General features: G+C 35.1%; 25 protein-coding genes. 24 read left to right on the top strand and 1 reads right to left on the bottom strand.

Annotation, left to right across the window (positions count from 1 at the left end):
- Positions 1-39: 39 nt before the first annotated feature.
- The 14 genes from hepT (at position 40) to BN1058_RS04510 (ending at position 12,952) form a co-directional block, all read left to right on the top strand.
- Positions 40-1,008 carry a heptaprenyl diphosphate synthase component II gene (hepT, locus tag BN1058_RS04575; protein WP_090853504.1) on the top strand — a complete coding sequence of 323 codons (969 nt, stop codon included), beginning with the start codon at positions 40-42 and terminating at the stop codon, positions 1,006-1,008.
- A gap of 23 nt (positions 1,009-1,031) precedes the next feature.
- Positions 1,032-1,433 (top strand): nucleoside-diphosphate kinase, encoded by a 402-nt coding sequence (gene ndk / locus BN1058_RS04570; protein ID WP_090853501.1) that lies wholly within the window; start codon positions 1,032-1,034, stop codon positions 1,431-1,433.
- 162 nt (positions 1,434-1,595) lie between these two features.
- Positions 1,596-2,381: a CheR family methyltransferase gene (locus BN1058_RS04565; RefSeq protein ID WP_090853498.1), complete on the top strand. Its 786-nt coding sequence runs from the start codon at positions 1,596-1,598 to the stop codon at positions 2,379-2,381.
- Between the two features lie 97 nt (positions 2,382-2,478).
- Entirely contained in the window at positions 2,479-3,642 is a 1,164-nt protein-coding gene (gene aroC / locus BN1058_RS04560) for a chorismate synthase (protein WP_090853495.1), read from the top strand.
- A complete protein-coding gene (aroB, locus tag BN1058_RS04555) occupies positions 3,642-4,721 on the top strand; it encodes a 3-dehydroquinate synthase (RefSeq protein WP_090853491.1) in 1,080 nt (359 codons plus the stop codon). Before aroC ends, aroB begins: the two co-directional genes overlap by 1 nt.
- Positions 4,718-5,083 carry a chorismate mutase gene (gene aroH / locus BN1058_RS04550; protein WP_090853489.1) on the top strand — a complete coding sequence of 122 codons (366 nt, stop codon included), beginning with the start codon at positions 4,718-4,720 and terminating at the stop codon, positions 5,081-5,083. The genes aroB and aroH overlap by 4 nt, the downstream gene beginning before the upstream one ends.
- A gap of 14 nt (positions 5,084-5,097) precedes the next feature.
- On the top strand, positions 5,098-6,204 hold the full coding sequence (gene hisC, locus BN1058_RS04545; protein ID WP_090853486.1) for a histidinol-phosphate transaminase: 1,107 nt from the start codon (positions 5,098-5,100) through the stop codon (positions 6,202-6,204).
- The gene (locus BN1058_RS04540; RefSeq protein WP_176694446.1) at positions 6,201-7,301 is read left to right on the top strand and encodes a prephenate dehydrogenase; all 1,101 of its coding nucleotides are present in this window, start codon (positions 6,201-6,203) and stop codon (positions 7,299-7,301) included. Before hisC ends, BN1058_RS04540 begins: the two co-directional genes overlap by 4 nt.
- 15 nt (positions 7,302-7,316) lie before the next feature.
- Positions 7,317-8,606 carry a 3-phosphoshikimate 1-carboxyvinyltransferase gene (aroA, locus tag BN1058_RS04535; protein ID WP_090853480.1) on the top strand — a complete coding sequence of 430 codons (1,290 nt, stop codon included), beginning with the start codon at positions 7,317-7,319 and terminating at the stop codon, positions 8,604-8,606.
- Between the two features lie 173 nt (positions 8,607-8,779).
- On the top strand, positions 8,780-10,042 hold the full coding sequence (locus BN1058_RS04530; protein WP_090853477.1) for a tetratricopeptide repeat protein: 1,263 nt from the start codon (positions 8,780-8,782) through the stop codon (positions 10,040-10,042).
- A gap of 81 nt (positions 10,043-10,123) precedes the next feature.
- Entirely contained in the window at positions 10,124-10,678 is a 555-nt protein-coding gene (locus BN1058_RS04525; protein WP_090853474.1) for a ReoY family proteolytic degradation factor, read from the top strand.
- Positions 10,679-10,783: 105 nt separating this feature from the next.
- Positions 10,784-11,374, top strand: a complete 591-nt coding sequence (locus tag BN1058_RS04520; protein ID WP_090853471.1) for a lipoprotein heptaprenylglyceryl N-acetyltransferase LhaT — start codon at positions 10,784-10,786, stop codon at positions 11,372-11,374.
- A 69-nt stretch (positions 11,375-11,443) separates the two neighbouring features.
- On the top strand, positions 11,444-12,199 hold the full coding sequence (locus BN1058_RS04515) for a sporulation protein YpjB (RefSeq protein WP_090853468.1): 756 nt from the start codon (positions 11,444-11,446) through the stop codon (positions 12,197-12,199).
- Positions 12,200-12,271: 72 nt separating this feature from the next.
- On the top strand, positions 12,272-12,952 hold the full coding sequence (locus tag BN1058_RS04510; protein WP_090853465.1) for a zinc metallopeptidase: 681 nt from the start codon (positions 12,272-12,274) through the stop codon (positions 12,950-12,952).
- 432 nt (positions 12,953-13,384) lie between these two features.
- On the opposite strand, the gene BN1058_RS04505 is transcribed toward BN1058_RS04510, so the two are convergent.
- Positions 13,385-14,260: a YitT family protein gene (locus BN1058_RS04505; RefSeq protein WP_090853462.1), complete on the bottom strand. Its 876-nt coding sequence runs from the start codon at positions 14,258-14,260 to the stop codon at positions 13,385-13,387.
- A gap of 189 nt (positions 14,261-14,449) precedes the next feature.
- Between BN1058_RS04505 and BN1058_RS04500 the strand changes: the two genes are divergently transcribed.
- The 10 genes from BN1058_RS04500 (at position 14,450) to dinG (ending at position 24,360) form a co-directional block, all read left to right on the top strand.
- Positions 14,450-14,794 carry a nucleotide pyrophosphohydrolase gene (locus BN1058_RS04500; protein WP_090853459.1) on the top strand — a complete coding sequence of 115 codons (345 nt, stop codon included), beginning with the start codon at positions 14,450-14,452 and terminating at the stop codon, positions 14,792-14,794.
- A gap of 12 nt (positions 14,795-14,806) precedes the next feature.
- Positions 14,807-15,607 carry a 4-hydroxy-tetrahydrodipicolinate reductase gene (dapB, locus tag BN1058_RS04495; protein ID WP_090853457.1) on the top strand — a complete coding sequence of 267 codons (801 nt, stop codon included), beginning with the start codon at positions 14,807-14,809 and terminating at the stop codon, positions 15,605-15,607.
- Positions 15,608-15,669: 62 nt separating this feature from the next.
- On the top strand, positions 15,670-16,083 hold the full coding sequence (gene mgsA, locus BN1058_RS04490; RefSeq protein WP_090853454.1) for a methylglyoxal synthase: 414 nt from the start codon (positions 15,670-15,672) through the stop codon (positions 16,081-16,083).
- Positions 16,084-16,090: 7 nt separating this feature from the next.
- Complete coding sequence (gene bshA, locus BN1058_RS04485) at positions 16,091-17,209, top strand: N-acetyl-alpha-D-glucosaminyl L-malate synthase BshA (RefSeq protein WP_090853451.1); 1,119 nt, start codon at positions 16,091-16,093, stop codon at positions 17,207-17,209.
- A 10-nt stretch (positions 17,210-17,219) separates the two neighbouring features.
- A complete protein-coding gene (locus BN1058_RS04480) occupies positions 17,220-18,422 on the top strand; it encodes a CCA tRNA nucleotidyltransferase (RefSeq protein ID WP_176694445.1) in 1,203 nt (400 codons plus the stop codon).
- The gene (locus BN1058_RS04475; protein WP_090853446.1) at positions 18,398-19,372 is read left to right on the top strand and encodes a biotin--[acetyl-CoA-carboxylase] ligase; all 975 of its coding nucleotides are present in this window, start codon (positions 18,398-18,400) and stop codon (positions 19,370-19,372) included. The genes BN1058_RS04480 and BN1058_RS04475 overlap by 25 nt, the downstream gene beginning before the upstream one ends.
- Before the next feature lie 15 nt (positions 19,373-19,387).
- Positions 19,388-20,227 (top strand): 3-methyl-2-oxobutanoate hydroxymethyltransferase, encoded by an 840-nt coding sequence (gene panB, locus BN1058_RS04470; protein ID WP_090853443.1) that lies wholly within the window; start codon positions 19,388-19,390, stop codon positions 20,225-20,227.
- Positions 20,227-21,099 carry a pantoate--beta-alanine ligase gene (panC, locus tag BN1058_RS04465; protein WP_090853440.1) on the top strand — a complete coding sequence of 291 codons (873 nt, stop codon included), beginning with the start codon at positions 20,227-20,229 and terminating at the stop codon, positions 21,097-21,099. The genes panB and panC overlap by 1 nt, the downstream gene beginning before the upstream one ends.
- An 11-nt stretch (positions 21,100-21,110) precedes the next feature.
- A complete protein-coding gene (gene panD / locus BN1058_RS04460; RefSeq protein ID WP_090853437.1) occupies positions 21,111-21,494 on the top strand; it encodes an aspartate 1-decarboxylase in 384 nt (127 codons plus the stop codon).
- 76 nt (positions 21,495-21,570) lie between these two features.
- The gene (dinG, locus tag BN1058_RS04455; protein WP_090853434.1) at positions 21,571-24,360 is read left to right on the top strand and encodes an ATP-dependent DNA helicase DinG; all 2,790 of its coding nucleotides are present in this window, start codon (positions 21,571-21,573) and stop codon (positions 24,358-24,360) included.
- The last annotated feature ends 2 nt before the right edge of the window (positions 24,361-24,362 follow it).

Below are 24,362 nucleotides of genomic sequence, written 5' to 3'. Positions count from 1 at the left end.
ACTAAGTTGTGAAAAACGAATATAAAGGTGAAGTAAATAATGAAATTAGCGATGACTTACTCCTATTTAAAACCTGATTTACAGGTCATTGAGCAGGCCTTAGAAGAAACAATACAAGCAAAACACCCGATTTTGAATGAAGCTTCTACGCAACTTTTAAAAGCTGGTGGGAAAAGATTGCGACCCATCTTTGTATTACTAGCCGCTCAATTTGGTAATTATAACCTTTCAAAACTAAAATCTGTCGCAGTGGCGCTAGAATTGATTCATATGGCTTCCTTGGTTCATGATGATGTTATAGATGATGCTAAGTTAAGACGAGGAATGCCTACTGTTAAAGCCAAATGGGACAATCGTATTGCCATGTACACAGGTGACTATATATTCGCCCGATCATTAGAGTATTTATCTGATCTTAACAATCCCAGGGCACACCAGATCTTAGCTAAGACCATGATTGATTTAACAGTTGGTGAAATAGAACAAATTAAGGATAAATATAATCTTGATCAACATTTACGTCATTATTTAAGAAGAATTAAACGTAAGACAGCTTTACTAATCTCCTCAAGTTGTCAATTAGGTGCAATTGCAGCCGATGTTCCAATCGAGCAGGAAAAGCAATTAAAGCGATATGGCTATTATATTGGCATGTCTTATCAAATTATTGATGATATTCTTGATTTCACTTCATCTGCAAAACAGTTAGGCAAACCTGCAGGAAGCGATTTAATGCAAGGAAATATTACACTTCCAGCATTGATTGCCATGAAGGATCCATCATTTTCTAATAAATTAATGGACTTATTTTCACATCAAAAGATAAATCAACAGCAAATTGATCCGCTTATTCACTACATAAAAAACTCAGATGCAATTGATAAGGCTTTCGATTTGAGTAATCAATATTTGGAAAAAGCATCACGAGCATTAAATGAATTACCTGATGTAAAAGCAAAACAAACATTTGAAGATATAGCAAATTATATTGGAAAAAGAAAATCATAATTATTTAGGAGTTGATTCGTAAGATGGAACAAACATTTATTATGGTAAAACCAGATGGTGTGGAGCAAGCGGTTATAGGCCAAATCATTTCACGATTTGAAGCAAAAGGATACCAATTAGTACATGCCTCTGTATTAACAATTTCAGAGGAATTAGCAAAAAAACATTATGAAGCACATAAAGACAGAGATTTTTTTGATGATTTAGTTAGCTTCATCACTTCCGGACCTGTTTTCCCAATGGTTTGGCAGGGAGAGAATATCATTGAAGAAGCACGTGAATTAATCGGAGCAACCAATCCTAAAGAAGCGAAAGCAGGTACCATTCGCGCTGATTTTGGTACAAGTATTAGTAATAATGTGATTCATGGTTCAGATTCCAAAGAAAATGCTATTAGAGAGATTGACCTTTTCTTTCATTCATAAAATTTTTTAAAAATGAATGTTTTTAATGCTTCATTATAAATATCTTCTTGCAGCGACGTAGGTAAATGACTTACGTCGTGTTTCATATAAATGGAAATAATATTCCTTTCCTCGTCATTGACGAGGTTTTTACTATCTGTGTTCAAAATTAGGGGGATAGAAATGAGTGATTATCAATCGTTTAGTCAATTAATCAAAAAAGAAACAGGTATTGACTTATCTCAATATAAGGAAGTACAAATGAAACGTAGACTTACTTCGCTTAGAGATAAAAAAGGATATCAGGATTTTAATTCATTCTACAAAGCACTAACATCTGATAACGTATTGATGGACGAATTCTTAAATAAAATAACCATAAATGTTTCAGAATTTTATCGCAATTCAGCAAGATGGAATGTATTAGAAAAGAAAGTAATACCACAGCTGTTAAATAAAAAAGAGAAGCTAAAAATATGGAGTGCAGCTTGTTCAACGGGAGATGAACCTTATACATTAGCCATGATGTTAAGTCAGTATATTGATCTTTCACGGGTGAATATTCTTGCAACAGATATAGATGAAAAGATACTTGAGCGTGCGAAAAAAGGAGTTTATACTGAGCGAGCATTAAAAGAAGTACCCGAAGATTTAAAGAAAAAATTTTTTGTACAACAAGATTCTGACTACATCATTGATGAAAAATTAAAAAAATCGATAACATTTAAAAAGCATAATCTTTTGTCAGACCCTTATCCAAAAGGTTTTGATCTGATTGTTTGTCGTAATGTTCTTATTTACTTTACTGAAAAAGCGAAAGAAAATATTTATTATAATTTTAATGCTTCACTACATCCACAGGGGGTTTTCTTCGTAGGTAGTACAGAGCAAATATTTACACCTGAAAAATACGGATTTAAAGTGTTAGATACTTTTTTTTATCAAAAAATTGAAAAAACCTATAATTAATTTTCGAAAAAATAGAATAATCTATCAATTTGCTTCACACAGATTCGTAAAGGTATGATATAGTAATACAAAATTGAAATAAACTGGGGGGATTTTAATGCGTTATTTAACAGCGGGAGAATCGCATGGAAAACAGTTAACGACAATTGTTGAAGGTATTCCTGCTTTAATGCCATTAACAACAGAGAACATTAATGAATCACTAATAAGACGCCAAAAAGGGCATGGTCGTGGAAAACGAATGCAGATAGAGAAAGATTTAGTAGATATTGCTGGAGGAGTTAGGCATGGATATACGCTAGGCTCACCAATTGCGATGGTTGTTCACAATGATGATTTTAAACATTGGGAAGACATTATGGGCGAAGATCCAATTGATCCAGATAAGGATATCCGGAGAAAGGTTACTCGACCAAGACCGGGACATGCTGATCTAAATGGAGCAATGAAATACGGACATAGAGATATGCGAAATATATTAGAGAGATCATCTGCTAGAGAAACCGCTGCACGAGTTGCTGCTGGAGCGGTTGCTAAAACATTACTTCATCATTTAGGAATCGAAATCGTAGGGTATGTTAATGAAATAGCCGGTATTAAAGCCAAAGAAACAGATTATTCCGTTAAAGAAAGAATAGATATCTCAGAAGCTTCACCAGTGCGTTGTTTAGATGAAGAGGCAGGTCAACAAATGATGGATGCCATTGATCAAGCCAAAAAAGACGGTGATTCTATTGGTGGGGTTTGCGAAGTATTCGTTAAAGGAATGCCTGCGGGTATCGGATCTTATGTTCATTATGATCGGAAATTGGATGGTAGAATAGCTGGTGCCGTTCAAAGTATTAATGCCTTTAAAGGTGTAGAATTTGGAATTGGCTTTGAGGCAGCAAGAAAAAATGGAAGTCAAGTACATGATGAAATTGCTTGGGAAGCAGATAAAGGATACTATCGAAAAACAAATCGTCTTGGTGGCTTTGAAGGTGGAATGACAACCGGTATGCCAATCATTGTAAAGGGTGTTATGAAACCTATTCCGACATTGTACAAGCCATTACAAAGTGTAGATATTGAAACAAAAGAAGTATTTAATGCAAGCATTGAACGATCTGATTCATGTGCTGTACCTGCTGCTGCTGTTGTGATGGAGCATGTAGTAGCATTTGAAGTTGCAAAAGCTTTACTTGAACAATTTCCACATGATCAATTTCCAAAATTACAAAAAGCAGTGGAAGATTATCGTGAAGAAATAAGGTGCTTTTAATGGAAGTAATTTCTGTTCAAACAAGTACGAATAGCTATCAGGTTTCTATCGATAAGCAAATAAGATTTAAAGTGAATGATTTTATTAAAAAAAAGTATAGCAGTATTTTTATTATTACGGATAGTAATGTCGAAGCTCTCTATTTGGATGATGTGGTATCTACACTGCAGAAAGCGAATACTGTCAATTATACGATTGTTCCAGCTGGAGAAAGCTCTAAGAGTATTCGCGTCTACTTTGATATTATCACACAAGCCATTCAGTGCGGGTTAGATCGTCAAGGGTTAATTATTGCGCTTGGTGGAGGGATGGTTGGAGACCTTGCTGGATTTGTTGCATCTACATTTATGCGTGGAATAGATTACATACAGATGCCTACTACTGTTTTAGCACACGATAGTAGTGTTGGAGGCAAGGTAGCCGTTAACCATCCAGAAGGAAAGAATTTAATTGGTAATTTTCACCCACCACAAGCAGTTATCTATGATGTGGAAACATTACACACGATACCTTTGATGGAATTGCGTTCAGGTTATGCTGAAATTGTCAAACATAGCCTCATTCATACCCCTTCTTTTTGGGATGAAATGAAGACTGTAAATGTTACTAAACCGCTATATGATGAGGATTTAATGAAACACTTAGTAAAAGGCATTTCAGTAAAAGCAAAAATTGTCGAAGAAGACGAGAGAGAGACGAATATTCGTCAATATTTGAATTTTGGGCACACATTGGGGCATGCGCTTGAAGCAGAGCTTGGCTATGGAGAAATCACGCATGGTGAGGCTGTAGCGATAGGGATGCTATTTGCATTTCGTGTTAGTTCATACACATATAATGTTTCATTACCTTATGATGAACTATTTACTTGGATTAAGAAAAATCAATTTCCAACCAATTTGCCTTCTGTACCTATTACTAAGCTAATTAAACGGATGAAAAAAGATAAAAAAACTAAAAATCAAAGCATTCAGATGGTACTGTTAAAATCACTAGGTGAGCCTACTGTAACATCGGTCGATGATCGTGATTTAGCCTATCTATTAGAAAAATTCATGCGAGAGTTGGTGGAAAAGTGATACGTGGAGTACGAGGTGCAACAACAGTAACCACAAATGAGAAAAGCGAAATACTAAACAATACTGCTGTGCTTGTAAAAGACATGATAGATAAAAATAACATTATTCCTGAAAATGTAGCATCTGTTTTTGTTTCTGTAACGGCAGAATTAAATGCAGCTTTTCCAGCAAAATCGATACGTGAACTTGAAGGGTGGAATTATGTACCAGTCATGTGTATGCAAGAAATTGACGTACCTGGAAGCTTAGATAATTGTATTCGGGTAATGATAACGGTTAATACCACTACCAAACAATCAGAAATTCAACATATATATCATCACGAAGCAAAAAAATTAAGACCTGATTTAATGAATGAGTGATTGGAGCGTTTTCTATGAACGGTAAAGAAGTATTAAAACAAATGAAGCCTTATAAACCAGGAAAGCAAATAGAGGATGTTAAAAAAGAATATGGACTAAGTCGTATTATTAAATTGGCATCGAATGAAAATCCTTTTGGTTATTCAGATAAAGTTAAAAGTGCATTACCAACTTTAGCGACGCATTTTGAGTTGTATCCTGATGGTTATGCTACCCAGTTACGTGAGGAGTTAACGGAAAACTTAAATGTAGAAAAAGATCAGCTTGTATTTGGATGTGGTTCTGATGAGGTAGTTGATATGATCTGTCGCACTTTTTTAGAGCCAGGAACGAATACAGTTATTGCCAATCCAACGTTCCCGCAATATAAGCATAATGCGCTCATACAGGGGGCTACTGTAAAAGAAGTACCTGTTATAGATGGATATCATGATTTAGAAGCAATGCTCCAAGCAATTGATTCTAATACAAAAGTGGTATGGCTCTGTACGCCAAACAATCCAACTGGCTGTCTGATAAAGGATGCATCATTAGAATATTTTATGACAAATTGCCCTGAAGATGTATTAGTCGTTGTAGATGAAGCGTATTATGAATACGTTACAGCAACAGATGCACCAGAGACAATTAAATGGATTAATAAGTATCCTAATCTAGTTGTTTTAAGGACTTTTTCAAAAGCTTATGGTCTTGCTGCATTACGTGTAGGATATGGTGTCGCAACAGAAGAAATTGCAAACTTACTTAATATTACTAGAGGCCCATTTAATACAACGACTGTCGCACAACAGGCTGCTGTGATCGCATTAAGAGATCGAGAATTTTTACAGAATTCTGTAAATAAAACAACAACAAACAAAAAACAGTTTTTAACCTTTTTAGAGGATTTAGGACTGTCTTATTATGATTCTGAAGCTAATTTTGTATTTGTAAAGCTCCCAATTACAGGAGACGAGCTATTTGAACATCTGCTAACAAAAGGTTTCATTGTTCGATCAGGCGAAGCATTAGGTCATCCTTACGGGGTTCGTATTACCATTGGGCACGAGCAAGATATGAAAGAATTACAAGAATTAATGGATACGTATCTTAGACCAGTGATAGATGAGGGAAAATCGTGAGTAAAAGAGTAGTCATTGTCGGATTAGGTTTAATAGGTGGTTCTTTAGCGATAAATATAAAAAAACAGTCAAATACCAAACTTATTGGTTATGATACGAATCCTAAAACATTAGATTATGCGTTATTACATGGTATCGTCGATGAGGTTACTACTAATTTCACGGAAGCCTTATCCGATGCGGATTTTTGTATTTTAGCTGCACCTGTTTCAAAAACGATTCAATTGATTGATCAACTAAAACATGTATCTGTTAGCAAACAGCTAATTATTACAGATGTCTCTTCTGTAAAACAACCAATAATGCAAGCGGCACAAGAAATTAAACAGCCGAATATTACATTTATTGGGGGTCACCCAATGGCTGGCTCTCATAAAAAAGGGATTCAAGCGGCAAAAGGTCATTTATTTGAAAATGCTATATATATTCTTACACCTGAATCAGACGTGAAAACGGAGCAAGTAGAGGAATTAAAACAATTATTAGCTGAAACGAAATGTTCATTTTTAGAATTAGATCCTACAGAACATGATGAGATGACAAGTGTCATTTCTCATTTTCCACATCTTATTGCATCGTCTTTAGTGCATCAAGCAAAAAAGTGGCAAAAAAAGCATGATCGAATTCCCAATTTAGCTGCTGGTGGTTTTCGCGATATCACACGTATTGCATCTAGTAATCCCTCTATGTGGCAGGATATTTTTTTTCAAAATAAAGAAATTATCAATCGATTATTGAGTGATTGGATTAGCGAAATGACAGAGTTGCAAAACCTTCTTGTAACCAATGACAAAATATCCATGTATCATTATTTAGAGCAAGCACGAGAATATCGAGATGGTTTAGATGCAAAGAAAAAAGGGGCTATTCCCTCTTTTTACGATGTGTATGTTGATATTTTTGACCAAACAGGAGCTTTATTAAAAGTTGTGTCCTTATTGGCTGAAAAGGATATTAGTATAAAGAATATTGAAATTTTAGAGATTCGTGAAGGTATTACCGGTGTGCTTCGTTTAAGCTTAGTAACACAAGAGCAGCAATTACAAGCCCATCGTCTATTAATTAAAAATGGTTATGAGACCATGCTTCAAGAGTAAGGGAGGTTTGATGTATTGACTAAAAAGCTATTACAATCTATTCAATCAGGGTTACAAGGGAAGCTAACGGTGCCAGGAGATAAATCAATCTCTCACCGTGCCATTATTTTTGGATCTCTATCTAAAGGAAGAACGGTTATATCTCATTTCTTAGACGGTGAAGATTGTCTGCGAACCATAGATGCTTTTAAAGCAATGGGAGTTTCTATACAAAAAGATGGGCAGCATGTAATGATTGATAGTGAAGGCGTAAATGGTTTGAAAGAACCAACACAACCAATTGATTTAGGTAATTCTGGTACAACTGCTCGATTATTGTTAGGTGTTTTAGCAGGACTGCCTTTTCATACGACCGTGTTTGGTGATAGTTCGCTTACTAATCGCCCGATGGATCGCGTGGTACGACCGTTAAGACAAATGGGCGCACAAATTGATGGCCGTGAAAATGGTAACTATTTACCTATCTCTATTAGAGGTGGCGATTTACAATCGATAACTTTTATTCCACCAGTTAAAAGTGCCCAAGTTAAATCAGCCGTGCTTCTAGCAGGGCTCTTTGGAGATGGTGATACAACAGTTATTGAACCAACAACCACTCGGGACCACACGGAGAATATGCTGCAGGCATTTGGTGGAACCATAGCAATTAATCAAAAAAACATTACCGTATCACCTAAACAAGAATTGAAAGGAACGACAATTGATGTTCCGGGTGATATTTCTTCTGCTGCCTTTTTCTTAGTTGCTGCTGCAATGGTACCAAATAGTAAATTGATACTGCGTGATGTAGGATTAAATCATACACGAACAGGTATTATTGATGTCTTAAGAAACATGGGAGCTTCGATTGAAGTTGTAGAGGAACGACATATTGGTGGAGAAATCATTGGTTCGATTACAATCGAGTCATCGAAACTAAACGGAATCGAGATAGGCGGCGATCTTATTCCACGAATGATTGATGAAATCCCTATTGTGGCATTATTAGCTACACAAGCGAATGGAAAAACGGTTATTCGTGATGCAGAAGAACTACGATATAAAGAATCAGATCGAATTCAATCCGTCGTAGATACACTTAAAGAACTAGGAGCCTCCATACATGCTACAAAAGATGGCATGATTATTGAAGGTAATTCTACTATATCAGGAGGAGTTGTGAATTCATTTGGTGATCACCGTATTGGGATGATGATTGCAATTGCTTCTTTAATTGCTAAGCATGATACCCATTTGGTTAATCCTGAATGTATCAATATTTCTTATCCATCATTCTTTGAAGATTTAGCCAGCATACAAACATAATCAAACGAAACACCTTTCATTCAAACCATGTAAAATTGAATAGAAAGGTGTTTTTTAACTATTATTTGGTCTATATAATTTTTGCATTAAAATTGAAGTATGAAAAAAAGTTAGATATGATAGAAATATTGTATTTTGTTATTGGAAAGTATTTTGAAAGGATGTCTTAATAAATGGAAGAAATATCTCGGGCCGTTACACTTATGGAAGAGCAAAAGACAGAAGAAGCAATTGAAGTATTAGAAAGTTACTTACCATTAGCTAATGAAGAAGAGAAATATACAATTGCAGAACTATATCAACAATGGGGAATGTTAGAAGAAGCAAAAATGATTCTATTAGGCTTGGTACAACAATATCCAGAGGAGTCGGAATTGAAGTTAATGCTAGCCGATATTCATATTGATTTAGATGAAGACCAAGAAGCAATTGAATTATTAAATCGTTTTGATCCAAATGACGAAGATTATTTAGCAGTATTAGTTCAACTAGCTGACTTATATCAGACGCAAGGATTATTTGAGGTGTCAGAACAAAAATTGTTAGAAGCAAAGCAATTAGACCCATCAGAAGTATTGATCGACTTTGCACTAGGTGAATTAGCCTTATCAAATGGAGAATATCAAAAGGCTATCCCGTATTATGAAAAAGTGTATCAACAACAAGAAGTCTATGCAGAAGTAGAAATACCAGTTCGCTTAGGGGAATGTTTAGCAGCAGTAGGTGAATTTGAACAAGCACTAGCATACTACGAAAAAATTGAAACGGATAATGTAGAAGTATTGTTCCGCTATGGTTTTATCGCCAAAAAAGCAGACCGAGCAGATATTGCGATCCAAGCATGGGAACAAGTTGTTGAGATGGATCCCGATTTTCAATCTGTCTATTTCTATTTAGCTGAAACGTATGACACAGAAGGTAGGGTACAAGAAGCATATAAAACGGCTAAAAATGGACTAGCAGTTGATGAATTAAATAAAGACTTATTTTTATTAGCTGGTTCACTAGCTAGAAAAGTGGGTAATGTGGATGAAGGTTATCAATTCGTCAAAGAAGCGGTCAGTATCGATCCAGGTTTTAAAGAAGGTGTTCTATTTTTAGTTCAAAATTATAAGCAAGATCAAAATTTTCTGGCAATAATTGATTTGCTTACACATATTATAGAACTAGGTGAAGAAGATGGTTATTACCTGTGGGAACTTGCTAAAGCATATGAAGAAGAAGAATCATTTGCACAAGCATTAAAATCCTACCAAGAAGCATATACTACCTTTAAAGACGATCAGGACTTCTTAAAAGAATATGGTTATTTCCTTGTAGAAGAAGGGAGGCGTAAGGAAGCAATTGAAGTATTTGAAAGATACTTAATGATTGACCCGAGTGATATTGAAATAGAAGAATATGTTGAACGATTAAAAGAAACATTTGACGATTAGAGATTTAATGGGATACTTAACTTAACTTAGTATAAACATCTTGTGTATTGCTTTCCTATTGTTCGTTTAGGAGGGAACAATTTGAATACGTCTGTTTCAGTGCAAGATAAAAAAACGTTTATAAAATGGTTTTTACAACATTACCAATTAAAAAAGAGAGAAAGTGTTTGGATTTTAAATTATTTAACCAATCATGATGCACTACTTTCTCAAGTTCATTTTATTCGTGAGGCCAGATATTGTCCAAGAGGTATCGTCATATCAACTCATTGCTCGAATGACGTTCCATTTCGTTTCTATAAAAATCATATCGTTACAACGGATGCGGAAAAATCATTTCACGATATACGCTTAAATCGAAGCGATCCAATTTATATTCAATTAAGCTTTGAAAATGCACATCAAACTGCTAATTATGTGGCTGTATTAGAAGATAATCCATATTTACCCGATGATTTTTTTATTACAAAACGCGAAAAAGAAATAGCAAGAGAAGTGCTAGAATATACCTTATATCAAGCGCAAAAAAAGTATTTGCAAGCGAAAATTAACCAGGCATTGGATTGGAAAGATGAAACGCTATTTCATCAATACGTTGATCAATTGCAAAGACTAACCTATCCGTCTGATAATTAAGACACTTGTTAATTTTTAAAACAAATGCTAATCTTAAATAAAGATGAAAGAAGATCCCTGTGACACTGTTATCAGGGATTTCTTATTGTGAGTGGAGAGAATACAATGATACTTAATCTAAGACAACTTTTACTAGATAAAACCTTTTTGCTAATCTTGTTTTTTGTTAATTTACTAGGGACAATATATGGTTATATTTGGTATGGGGATCAATTAGCAGGAACACCAACTAAGTTCTTATTATTTGTTCCTGATAGTCCGACTGCTAGTCTCTTTTTTACTATTTTTTTAGCTTTTTTTATTTTTAAACGTCACGTGCCCTATATTGAAGCACTCGCCATGGTAACATTAGTTAAATATGGTATATGGGCTGTTGTGATGAATTTCTTACTATTGATTTTTAATGGAACCCTTTCATGGGCAGGTTATATGTTAATTGTCTCACACGGTGCGATGGCGATTCAAGGATTATTATATGCCCCTTTTTATAAAATTAAGATGAAACACTTGCTTGTTGCCGCTATTTGGACGTTACATAATGACGTGATTGATTACGTGTTTGAGATGATGCCGCATTACGGATCTTTAAATATTTATATGAACGAAATTGGTTATTTTACCTTTTGGCTAAGTGTTTGTGCGATAAGTCTCACCTATTTTTTAAGTGTACGTAAAAATACTTTCATTACTTATTGAATTACTAGTTATATGCTTGTCCTTTTTCTCATACATTTATTAAAGAACTGATGAGAGAAGGGGATCTCTATGAATAGGTATTTAAATAGTCAATTTTATCGTTTAATTTTTATCGTCATTGCCACAACTCTGATTGGACTTGGATTTGTTGCTGTAACAAATGCTATGGAGAGTTCTTCTGTTTCTTATTCATATGAACGATACGTGTCTGAAAAAAGATATGACAGAGCAGAACAGTGGCTAGAAAATCATACTTCAGAAATAGAAGCGTTAATGCAGTCGGCAAATGGAGAGAAACAAACTGTCTTAAAGGAATTAATTCGTCACAATTTAGAAATAATTAATCGAAGTGATATTGCACATAATTACAAACTAAATAATGCCAGATCACTTGTTATTGCTATAGATGCAATCGAGAAGCCCAATCATCCATTATTGGTAAAAAGTAAACAAGCATTAGACAAAAGTCTGGAATCCGTTTTGGCATCAGGTGATTTCTCACAACAAAAAATAAATAATATCCTAACGCATTGGGAAATGCTGAAACCTGCGCTTCAGGTTGCTTTAGATAAGGATGAATTTCAGCAGCTAGACCTTTTATTTTCGAACCTGGGCAAAGAAACATTAAATATAAAAGAGGATACAGAAAGTGTCTTTAAATATTCTCAATTAATTGATATTCATACAACGACAGCACAAGGTGATCCGCTTTCTTTTTATTGGATTATTTTGATGGTCGGAGGAATAATAATTATTACATTGTCTTATGTTGCATGGAAAAAATATAAAGGGGAAAAAAAGCGAAAACAAAAACAACCTTATTAGTTGACTAAGCGCTTGTTTTTGACTAAAATTGACCTTAAGCACAGAAAGTAAGTTACTTATGGAGGTATGGAGATGGGATTAGGTTCTTACCTAATTTATATTGCGTTATTAATGATCGTTCCATTATGGGCGCAATCTAAAGTGAAAAATACGTACAAAAAATATGCAAAAAAAGCAACATCATCATTTATGACTGGTGCACAAGTTGCTAGACAAATTTTAGATGATAATGGGCTATATCACGTGAAGATAGAAGAAACGAGAGGGATGCTTTCTGATCACTATGATCCTCGTAAAAAAGTAGTTCGACTCTCTCGTGATAATTACCATGGTCATTCAATGGCAGCATCAGCTATTGCAGCACACGAAGTAGGACACGCTATTCAAGATGAACAAGCGTATGCGTTCTTACGCTTTCGACATAGTTTATTTCCAATTGCTAGCTTAGGGGATAAGATGTCCATTTTCTTAATTATAGCTGGTTTTATACTTGGTGCTAGTGGTCTAATTATGGCAGGTATCGTATTTATGGGATTTGCTGTATTATTCCAATTAGTTACCTTACCTGTAGAATTTGATGCATCTAACCGCGCGATGGCACAATTAGTATCATCTGGCGTGATTCGAAATAACGAAGAACGGGATACAAAGAAAGTTCTAAATGCAGCAGCATTAACCTATGTAGCAGCAGCAATGGTAGCTGTAGCCGAATTAATCCGATTTGTCTTAATGTTTGTTGCAAGTGATGATTAATAAATATAAAGAGCTTGGGACAAAACTAAATAGTGATTATCAAAAACCAAACCTTAATTCGAGAACGCGAATTAAGGTTTGGTTTTTGGTTGTACAATAAATGACGGTGGTGAGTAAAAAAACTCACTAACGTCATTTGACGTAGAACCTGTTAATTTAAGTGGAATTAATGATTAGCTGTGGAAATATGCGACACTCCTCGAAAATAAAAAGCAATTTTCTTCGTGCGATGCATCGCTGCCGAAGCGTTCCTTGTCCTGCAGGAACAGCACGAGCTGAAGATCCACTCTTTAAAGCGTAGATGTTAGACTAAAACCGTCACGTCCTGTGACAACGTCTAACTGACCCACGTCTTGTGGGCCCGAAGCCGTGCCTGCGGAAAGGGAGCTTATTTCCACAGCGGTGTTCGTTTTGTTGCAGTCCCTTTTCTACTTAATCAGGATACGGATTTTTGTTCTCATCTAATGTAAAGCCTTCACCGAGAACATCATGCACTGCGGTTACAGCTACAAATGCATGTGGATCAATTTGGTGAACAATTGCTTTTAATCGAACAATTTCATTCCGACCAACCACACAATAAAGGACTTCCTTATTTTCTCCAGAAAAATGCCCTTTACCTTGTAAAACTGTCACACCACGATCCATTTCTTGTATTATCTTATCTGATATGGCATGACTATCATTTGATATAATGGTTGTTCCTCTAGCGGAATATGCGCCTTCTTGAATAAAATCAATGACTCGAGCAGCCAAGTATACTGCTACTAATGTGTACATTCCTTCCTTTAATTCCAAATAAGCTAAAATAGAAGTCACTATAACAACTGCATCAAATAAAAACATCGTTTTACCCATACTCCAGCCAACATATTTAAAAACAATGCGTGCGATGATATCAACTCCACCAGTTGTGCCACCATAACGAAAAATAATACCAAGTCCAACTCCAATAGTCACTCCAGCGTATAAAGCAACTAATGTCATATCAGATTCTAAATGGAGCTGATACGGATTTATCTGAAACAGATATAAAAATATTGAAACAGCAAATGTTCCAATAATCGTATAAAGAAATGTATTCCTACCTAGATATTTCCAACCTAAAATAAACGTTGGAATATTAAGTATGATATTTAATATTGCTGGGTCCCATTCCCATAAAAAATAAAATAACAGCGTGATTCCAGTAAAACCACCTTCACCTAAATTGTTCTGCATATTAAAGTGAACAATACCGAAAGAAAAAATTGCTGCTCCAAATAAAATGAAAATAATGTTCTTGATTTTTAAACCGAATAAATTCATTTATACTACCCTCCAATTAACAAACATCCATACTATTATAGACAATCATTTGTTTAGAAACAATATAATTAAAGATTCAAAAAAAGTTTTATAAAATAAATTGGTTAAAAAATTTGTCAAAAGCAGTAGTTTTCGCTAACATTAAAGTAGCAAATGATCCACTACGGTATGATAAAAGGAGTAAGTAACATGTGTGCTGAAAATAAAAATATTAACAATGATGTGGTTGCAATGCAACAAAGAGTAGATAATTATATCTCCCAGTTTAAAGAAGGGTACTTTAGTCCACTTAGTATGCTTGCTCGATTTACAGAAGAAATTGGGGAACTAGCTAGAGAAGTCAATCATACATACGGAGAAAAGCCAAAGAAATCAAGTGAAGACGAGAATTCAATTGAAGCAGAGCTTGGGGATTTATTCTTTGTTATGCTTTCTTTTGCAAATTCGTTAGACATAGATTTAGCTGAAGCATTTAATAAATCTATGGATAAGATTGAAACAAGAGATAAAAATAGATGGACAAAAAAAGAGTAGGAGTGTGAAGGAATGAAAGACATAAAAGTAATTGTAGCGGGACCAAGAGGACGAATGGGTAGTGAAGCGTTGAGAATGATTGAAAAGCATGATGACCTTACATTAGTTGCGTGCTTGGACATGGAGAACGACGGGTTAAAAGTGAACCAAATTGCGGGACTGCCTAACTTTGATGCAACCATATACACAGATATTGATACGTGCTTTCAAGCGGTTCAAGCAGATGTCTTAATTGATTTAACTACGCCAGAGGTTGGTTTTAACCATACGAAGACAGCGATTGAATATGGTATTCGTCCAGTAGTAGGTACAACAGGGTTTACCAAAGAACAACTTAATGAACTGACAGATCTAGCTGATGAGAAAAAGGTTGGGGCAGTAATAGCGCCGAACTTTGCAATTGGCGCAGTATTGATGATGGAATTTTCCAAATGGGCAGCAAAATATTTTCCAGACGTTGAAATTATTGAAAAACACCATGATCAAAAGCTAGATGCGCCATCAGGTACAGCAGTAAAAACCGCAGAATTGATTCAACAAGAAAGAACAAGTAAAGTGCAAGGTCATCCAGATGAAAAAGAAACAATAAAAGGAGCAAGAGGAGCAGATGTTGATGGAATGCATATACATAGCCTCCGCTTGCCAGGTTTGGTCGCCCATCAAGAGGTGATATTTGGTGGTCCAGGGGAGAACCTTACAATCAAGCATGATTCATTCCATCGGCAGTCCTTTATGTCAGGGATTAAGTTTTCCATTGACCACGTAATGAAATTAGATTTATTAGTATATGGCCTTGAAAATCTTCTAGAATAATATATAAGCCATCGTAAAAATACAATGCTAACAAAATTTATTAGTGAAGGAGAGCAATTGTTATGAATATCGCGCTTGTTGCTCATGATAAGAAAAAAGAAGCGATTATTAAATTCGCTTTATCGTATAAACATATTTTGACGAAACACCAACTATTTGCAACCGGTACAACTGGAAAAAAAATTAGTGAGTCTACAGGATTAGATGTTTTTCGTTTTCAATCTGGACCATTAGGTGGTGACCAGCAAATTGGTGCAAAAATTGCTGATAATGAGATGGATTTAGTTATCTTTTTTAGGGATCCGTTAACTGCTCAACCACATGAACCAGACATTAGTGCTTTAATGCGTTTGTGTGATGTGCATCAAATACCGCTAGTAACAAATTTAGCAGGTGCAGAAATTTTAATTAGGGCATTAGAAGCTGGTTTTTTTGAATGGAGAAATCTAATTAATCGTAATGATATTGAAGGATGAGTATTATATGAAAAAAATAGGTATTACTTGCTATCCCTCTGTTGGGGGTTCAGGTATTGTAGCTACAGAACTAGGCAAATTCCTAGCTAAACAAGGACATGAAATTCATTTTATCACATCAAGTGTTCCTTTTCGGTTAAATAATCTATACTCTAATATATATTTTCATGAAGTGGAAGTGAATCATTACCCTGTATTCCAATATCCACCATATGACTTAGCCTTGGCTAATAAGATGGCAGAAGTAATTGATACCGAGGAGTTGGATATTTTACATGTGCATTATGCAATACCGCATGCAATCTGTGCAATTCTGGCGAAGGAAATGGCAAATAGAGAAGTGAAGATTGTGACTACATTACATGGTACCGATATTACAGTGCTAGGTATCGATAATAGTTTAAAAAAAATGATAAAATATGGGATAGAAAAATCAGATGCAGTAACAGCGGTATCTCATAGTCTTGTGAAACAAACAAAAGATATGTTGGCAGTTGAAAAGCCAATAAATGTTGTCTATAATTTTATCGATACAGAGGAATATTATCGTCATCCAAATAATGATTTGCGCAAACAATACAATATTCAATCAAATGAAAAAGTAATCATTCATATTTCTAACTTTAGGAAGGTGAAACGAATCCAAGACGTGATTTATGCTTTTCAAAGGATAAATCAACACCTGCCATCTAAACTATTGTTAATTGGAGATGGTCCTGAATATTCGGAAATGTATCAATTAGTACATAAATTAGGATTAGAGAATAATGTACTTTTCTTGGGTAAGCAAAATAATATTGCCGAATTATTATCTATTTCTGATCTTAAATTGCTATTATCTGAAAAAGAGAGCTTTGGACTTGTAATGATTGAAGCGATGGCATGTGGTGTTCCTTGTATCGGCACAAATGTTGGTGGCATACCAGAAGTGATTGAAGAAGGAAAAAATGGTTATATCATGGAAATTGGCGATATAAAAAGCCTTGTTGATAAAGCAATTTCACTCTTAAGCGATGAAGAAAAATGGAAGAGCTTTTCTAATGGTGCATTACAACATGTAAATCAGCATTTTAGTGCAGAACACATTGTTAAGCAGTATGAATCTATTTATCAAGAACTATTGTAGGAGGAAGGGAATGTGGGATTCTAAATTTAAACAAGCACTCCCAATCTTAGAAAAAATTGAATCGGCTGGGTACCAAGCTTTTTTTGTTGGTGGATCTGTACGGAACTGTATATTAGCTATATCAATAACGGATGTTGATATAGCTACATCTGCGTCACCAGCGGTTATTCAAGAACTCTTTCCCAAAGTTATTCCCGTTGGAATCGAACATGGGACAGTAATCGTAAGGCAAGACCGTCAATCTTTTGAAGTAACTACGTTTCGTTCAGAGGGAAGCTATTCAGATAAACGCCATCCTGATCAAGTGACATTTATTACTGATATAGATATGGATTTAAGTAGAAGAGATTTTACAATGAATGCATTAGCAATGGATAGACATGGGGATATTCGTGATCCATTTGACGGGCAAACAGACATTCACAACAAAAAAATACGAACAGTTGGTAATCCAACCGATCGATTTATGGAAGACCCCTTGCGAATGATGCGAGCTTTTCGTTTTGTCAGTCAACTTGGTTTCACGATAGAAGCGGACACATTAATGGCCGTAAAATCATCTATCGATTGGATTGATTCGCTTGCAGTAGAAAGATTAGCAAAAGAATTAGAGAAACTATTTGCGGGCGGTTATTATATGGAGGCTATTGGATTATGCTCGGAAGTGAACTTATGGGGATACCTTCCTGTATTTAATGAAATAGCCGATGTTTCAGCCATTTTAGGAAACATATCAGCACCTTTTAACCGGTTATATGAGGTTTTTACATACATAAAGCTAACTCATCCGGCTATTAGTATAAAAGATATGATAAAAAAGTGGAAACAATCGAATCAAACCTATCATGCAACAAGCCAACTGGTTGAAGCTATGGATGTATATAAAAAAGCTGGACTGACAAATTGGTTAGTGTACCAGCTACCTAGCGAACGCTATGATTCATTTATACGATTGGTAAAGGTTTTGTTAGCTGAACAAATAAGCATCCATCAGTTAAACCAAGTAGAGACAAGTCTGCCAATTAAAAATCGACAAATGATTGATTTTTCTGGGAATGATTTAATTCATATCTATCCGAACCGATCCAAGGGACCTTGGCTACAAACATATCTAAATGAAATAGAATACGCTATTGTGGCCAATGAGTTAGCAAACAATTATACGGAAATAAAGGAGTGGGTTATGAAATGGCATCCACCCGAGATAGAATAATTGCATTATTATCAGATCATTGTAATTCCTATTTATCAGGCCAAGCTATTTCTGATCAATTAAACATATCAAGAACAGCGGTTTGGAAACAGATGAAGGTATTAAAGCAAGATGGTTATCTAATTGAGGCAATCCCAAATAAGGGATATCGCATTCTTTCTACGCCAGACAAATTGAGTGAAAACACATTACGCTGGGGTCTAGAGACAAACTGGTTAGGTAAATCGATTTATTTTCATGAAAAAATTGATTCAACACAAACAAAGGCCAATCAATTAGCCCAAAGTGGTTGTGAACATGGTACGGTAGTGTTAGCGGATAGGCAAGAAGCTGGTAGAGGACGTATGAATCGAACATGGTATTCTGATCACAATGATGGTATATGGATGAGTATTGTTTTGCGACCTACTGTATTACCATCTCAGGCAGCCCAGTTTACACTTTTAATGGGAACCGTTTTAGCTGATGTTCTAACGGAAAAAACCGGCCTTTCCATAAAAATAAAATGGCCCAATGATCTATTTATAAATGACAAAAAAATAGCTGGTATCTTAACCGAGATGCAAGCGGAACAAGATCAGATTCATTACCTTGTTATTGGAATTGGTATCAATGTAAATCAGACCACACAACAATTTGATACAGCGATTAGGCAAAAAGCGACATCCTTACGAGAAGCGGCTGCACAATCTTTTTCTAAGCGGGATTTAATACAATCCATTTTACACGCATTCGAAATACAGTATGAACAGTATAATGAAACAGGTTTTTCAGAGATTAAAAAGCGTTGGGAAAAGCGTGGATATAAAATGAATCAACACGTTACTTATCAAAGCGGAAATACGAGAAGCGAAGGAATAATTAGAGGAATAGGCCAGGACGGTGCCTTATTATTGCAAGATAAAGATGGTGAGGTTCATTCTTTGTATTCTGCTGAGATCGATTGGTAAAAAGGAGGATAAACAATGAAAAATAGAATAACATTACAACAAATGAAAGACAACAATGATAAAATTACGATGATTACCGCCTATGACTATCCTTCAGCTAAAATGGCTGAGAAGGCAGATGTAGATATGATATTAGTCGGCGATTCTTTAGGTATGGTGGTACTTGGATACGACTCTACTATTCAAGTTACTGTCGATGATATGATTCATCATGGAAAAGCAGTAACCAGAGGAGCTTCAAATACATTTGTAGTGGTCGATATGCCATTTATGTCTTATCACATTTCAGTGGAAGAATCGATGAAAAACGCCAGAAGGATCTTTCAAGAAACAAACGCACAAGCAGTAAAAGTTGAGGGTGCCACACCAGAAACCTTAGAGCTCATTTCTAAATTAACACACGCAGGTGTACCAGTTGTTGCTCATATTGGCTTGACACCGCAGTCGGTTAATGTATTAGGAGGGTTTCGTGTTCAAGGAAAAGATAAGGAAAGTGTGGAGCGGTTAATCCAAGATGCGAAGGCCTTAGAAGCTAGTGGAGCAATCGGTATTGTATTAGAGTGTATTCCAAAAGAAGTAGCAAGTCGAATTACACAACAATTAAATATACCTACCATCGGGATTGGCGCTGGTTCACATTGTGATGGACAAGTACTTGTTTTCCATGACATTTTACAATATGGTGTGGATCGCTTGCCAAAGTTTGTTAAAACATATGATAATCTAAACGAAAATATACCAACTGCTATTAGTCAATACATCTCAGAAGTGAAACAAGCAACATTTCCAAATGATGCACAAAGTTATTTTCTTTCGCCAGAGATGCGACAAGCATTAGGGATGGAGGAATTCTAGTGCAAGTCATTAAAACGATTCAAGAAATGCAACAAACAGTGAAAAAAATAAAACAAAAACAATCCACCATAGGATTTGTTCCAACAATGGGCTATTTACATGAGGGACATACAGCACTCGTAGATCAAGCTAGAAAGCAAAATAGTATTGTTATTATGAGTATTTTTGTTAATCCGTTACAATTTGGTCCGAATGAAGATTTTGATAAATATCCACGTGATGAGATGCGTGATATGAAAATTGCGGAAGAACATGGTGTGGATTACTTATTCTTACCAACAGTTGATGAGATGTATCCCAACAAACTGGGTGTAAATATGACTGTAATTGATCGCGTAGACGTACTTTGTGGTAAATCTAGACCTGGGCACTTCTCGGGTGTTGTCACAGTATTAACCAAGTTATTTCATGTTACGCAACCCGATCATGTCTACTTTGGTAGGAAAGATGCACAACAAGTTGCTGTAATAGATCAAATGATTAAAGATCTAAATTTTCCATTGACTTTACATATGGTTCCAACGGTAAGAGAAAAAGACGGGTTAGCTAAGAGTAGTAGAAATGTTTATTTAACTGAAAGTGAGCGAGAAGAAGCAGTACAACTTTATCATAGTTTGCACTTGGCTCAAAAGAAAATATTTGACGGTGAAAATAATCCTGCTATTATAGTGAATGAAGTAAAAAAATATATTCAATCAAATACAAGCGGGGCAATAGATTATGTTGAAATCCTTACTTTTCCAACGTTACAGCCTATGGATTTAATAAATCAACAATTTATTATTGCCATTGCTGTACAATTTGATAAGGCAAGGTTAATTGATAATCTTATTATGTCTGCGGATGGTAAGATTGATCACATAACATTGTAGGGGGTTATTTTATGTACCGTACCATGATGAGAGCAAAAATCCATCGGGCTCGGGTAACAGAAGCAAACTTGAATTATGTAGGAAGTATTACACTTGATCAAGATATTATTGATCAAGTGGGGATTTTGCCGCACGAAAAAGTACAAATTGTAAACAATAATAATGGTGCAAGGTTAGAGACCTATGTTATTCCAGGAGAAAGAGGTAGTAAGGTCGTATGTTTAAATGGGGCTGCTGCTCGACTGGTACAACCGAATGATATTGTCATTATTGTTTCTTACGCTTCCCTTTCTGACGATGAATTAAAAAATTTCAAGCCTAAAGTTGCTATTATGAATGAAGATAATGATGTGGTAGAAGTGATTGAGCAAGAACCGCCATTAACAGCCATGTAAATTGTGAAACTCTTATCAACTAGTTGTTTGGTAGGAGTTTTACTTATAGTATAGATACAAATTAAGGATGAGTAGATTGAACAAATTTGTAATTGTAGACTTAGAAACCACAGGTCATACACCTCGTAATGGTGACAGAATGATTGAAATTGGTTTGGTTGTATTAGAAAATAATAAAATTACAGATCAATATGCAACATTAATTAATCCTAACATAGACATTGAACCGTTTATTACAAAATTAACTGGCATCACTAATGATGATGTAGAAGATGCACCGCTTTTTGATGAAGTAGCAGAAGATATCTATCCATTTTTTGAAGATGCTTATTTTGTGGCGCATAACGTTCCGTTTGATTTAGGATTCTTAAATGCAGAGTTTGAACGTGTTGGTTTAAGACCAATACAACTTCCCATTTTAGATACTGTGGAATTGTCGCGTATTTTATTACCTCAAGCTCCTAGTTATAAATTGGAACATTTAGCAAAACATTTAATGTTTACACACGATGCACCTCATCGAGCCTTATCTGATGCACTTGTTACTACTGATCTGTTACATTTTTTATTAGAAAAATTAGCTCAACAACCTTATGAATTAATCACGCAACTCAAAAAGTTGGAGCCAAAATTAAAAAGTGATCTATATACGTTATTAGATAAATTAACCTTTTATTCAACAACGATGACAACAGAACAGGAAAAAGTAGAAATATTTCGTGGCTTTGCCTTGAGAAAGCAACCTATGATTCATTCTGTTACAAATCCAGAGATCCCTTCGTTTGGTGAAGTAGTTGACCAATTATTTGAACATCCTTTAGGTTTTAAAAGCTTCATTAAGGATTATGAAAAACGAAACGGTCAATATGAAATGGCAACACTTGTTTATGATGCTTTACAATCCAAACAACATGCCATTTTTGAAGCGGAGACTGGTACCGGAAAGTCATTAGCTTATCTAATACCAACGATTTACCAAGCAGTTAAGCATCAAGAAAGAGTGGTTATCAGTACACATTTAACACAATTGCAAAGACAATTGATTGAAAAAGAAATTCCACTTCTGGAACAAGCCTTGCCTTTTTCATTTCAAACAGTAATGCTTAAAGGAAAACAGCATTATTTGAGTCTTTCTAAATTTGAACAATCCATGCAATCCAATGGCTTTGATAACTATGATATTACGTTAACAAAAGCCATCCTTTTAGTTTGGTTAACAGAAACAGACGCTGGTGATTTTGATGAACTTAGTTTGCCATCAAGTGGAGAACAGTTTGCAAAAACAGTCTCTTCTGAAGCAGAAGGTGCATTGGATGCTAGCTCTCCTTGGTTTACGCGTTCTTTCTTTTTAAAGGCTAAGGTAAATGCTCAAAAAGCTGATATTATTATTACAAATCATGCCCTGGTATGTGCAAATGTAACCAATGAAACATCGATATTACCACCTTTTAAAAAATTGATAATTGATGAGGCACATCATCTGGAGGAAATTGCCTCAAAGCATTTTGGTTTGCGTCTTAATTATATATCGATTCAACAGTTATTAAAAAATGTAGGCTCTATAAATGAAGGATTTATCAAAATGTTAGCTAGTAAAAATGATTATATAGCGGATCTTTTGTATCGTTTGAAATGGGAGACAACATGGCAAGCAACAAAAGAAGAATTGGACTTACTATTTAGACAGTTATTTCAATATGTAAAGAATAAGCAAGAGGACCAAATAGGCATGAGCGATATTGGAAGGCGTCAATATATCCTTTCTGATGAAAATGAAACAAAGTGGGAAGTCATCTTAGATATGACAGAACGGTTAATTTTCTTTTTCCAGGATTTAATTCACATCTTGTCGAAGGTAAAAGAGGTATTCATTCAATATAATTATTCAATCGATCTAATAGAAACGTTAAAGTATCATTCAGAGCAAATACAAGATACAATGAATCAACTAAGGTCCTACTTTTTACAACCTTTTCATGATACAGAAGTGAAATGGATTGAAATAGAAATGACTGGTGCGCAGAATGCAGTATATTTATATCAAGAGCCAATTGACATTGGTGATATTCTACAAAATGAATTATTTAATGAATTAGAAAGTAGTGTGTTGACTAGTGCAACCATAACAGTGAAAAACTCGTTCCACATTTTTAAAGAACGATTAGGATTTAAAAATAAGGATGTATTAGAATATAAAATAGATTCACCATACTCCTATCATGATCAAGTGCAATTATTCGTTCCAAGTGATTTTCCGGCTGCTCGTTATAATCAAATGGATGATTTTATTTATGCGATGTGTGAAGCGATTATATCTCTTGCTCAAGTTACCAAGGGAAGAATGTTGGTACTGTTTACTTCCTATGATATGCTAAAAAAATCGTATCAATTATTACGAACTTTAATGGACCAAGAAGATTTCATGCTTATTGCACAAGGTATCTCAAGTGGCAGTCGAACACGTTTAAAAAAGAACTTTCAAACGTTTGATCGAGCAATATTGTTAGGCACAAACTCTTTTTGGGAAGGTATTGATATCCCTGGGAGTGATCTATCGTGTGTGGTTATTGCGCGTTTGCCCTTTCAGCCTCCTAATCATCCTGTTTACCAAGCAAAAGCATTCTATTATGAAAAAGCAGGAAAGAATTCATTTATGTCTGTAGCGATCCCAAATGCTGTTATACGTTTTAAACAAGGATTTGGTCGATTAATACGCGCTAGTAATGATCGTGGTATCGTCTTTGTTTGTGATGAACGAATCATTACTGCAAAATATGGCAAGTATTTTATTGATTCGATACCACCAATTAATCTGCATCATACAGCAACGAAAGAATTATTGGAAACTGCAGAGAAATGGTTATGAAC

This window comes from Paraliobacillus sp. PM-2 (assembly GCF_001368815.1).
Taxonomy (GTDB): Bacteria; Bacillota; Bacilli; order Bacillales; family Amphibacillaceae; genus Paraliobacillus.
This window is presented reverse-complemented; position numbering and strand designations above follow the sequence as displayed.

Excerpts from the sequence above, each read along its gene's own strand:
- hepT (WP_090853504.1), top strand. The coding sequence starts at position 40 with ATGAAATTAGCGATGACTTACTCCTATTTAAAACCTGATTTACAGGTC.
- ndk (WP_090853501.1), top strand. The coding sequence starts at position 1,032 with ATGGAACAAACATTTATTATGGTAAAACCAGATGGTGTGGAGCAAGCG.
- BN1058_RS04565 (WP_090853498.1), top strand. The coding sequence starts at position 1,596 with ATGAGTGATTATCAATCGTTTAGTCAATTAATCAAAAAAGAAACAGGT.
- aroC (WP_090853495.1), top strand. The coding sequence starts at position 2,479 with ATGCGTTATTTAACAGCGGGAGAATCGCATGGAAAACAGTTAACGACA.
- aroB (WP_090853491.1), top strand. The coding sequence starts at position 3,642 with ATGGAAGTAATTTCTGTTCAAACAAGTACGAATAGCTATCAGGTTTCT.
- hisC (WP_090853486.1), top strand. The coding sequence starts at position 5,098 with ATGAACGGTAAAGAAGTATTAAAACAAATGAAGCCTTATAAACCAGGA.
- BN1058_RS04530 (WP_090853477.1), top strand. The coding sequence starts at position 8,780 with ATGGAAGAAATATCTCGGGCCGTTACACTTATGGAAGAGCAAAAGACA.
- BN1058_RS04520 (WP_090853471.1), top strand. The coding sequence starts at position 10,784 with ATGATACTTAATCTAAGACAACTTTTACTAGATAAAACCTTTTTGCTA.
- BN1058_RS04515 (WP_090853468.1), top strand. The coding sequence starts at position 11,444 with ATGAATAGGTATTTAAATAGTCAATTTTATCGTTTAATTTTTATCGTC.
- BN1058_RS04510 (WP_090853465.1), top strand. The coding sequence starts at position 12,272 with ATGGGATTAGGTTCTTACCTAATTTATATTGCGTTATTAATGATCGTT.
- BN1058_RS04505 (WP_090853462.1), bottom strand. The coding sequence starts at position 14,260 with ATGAATTTATTCGGTTTAAAAATCAAGAACATTATTTTCATTTTATTT.
- BN1058_RS04500 (WP_090853459.1), top strand. The coding sequence starts at position 14,450 with ATGTGTGCTGAAAATAAAAATATTAACAATGATGTGGTTGCAATGCAA.
- dapB (WP_090853457.1), top strand. The coding sequence starts at position 14,807 with ATGAAAGACATAAAAGTAATTGTAGCGGGACCAAGAGGACGAATGGGT.
- mgsA (WP_090853454.1), top strand. The coding sequence starts at position 15,670 with ATGAATATCGCGCTTGTTGCTCATGATAAGAAAAAAGAAGCGATTATT.
- bshA (WP_090853451.1), top strand. The coding sequence starts at position 16,091 with ATGAAAAAAATAGGTATTACTTGCTATCCCTCTGTTGGGGGTTCAGGT.
- BN1058_RS04480 (WP_176694445.1), top strand. The coding sequence starts at position 17,220 with ATGTGGGATTCTAAATTTAAACAAGCACTCCCAATCTTAGAAAAAATT.
- BN1058_RS04475 (WP_090853446.1), top strand. The coding sequence starts at position 18,398 with ATGGCATCCACCCGAGATAGAATAATTGCATTATTATCAGATCATTGT.
- panB (WP_090853443.1), top strand. The coding sequence starts at position 19,388 with ATGAAAAATAGAATAACATTACAACAAATGAAAGACAACAATGATAAA.
- panD (WP_090853437.1), top strand. The coding sequence starts at position 21,111 with ATGTACCGTACCATGATGAGAGCAAAAATCCATCGGGCTCGGGTAACA.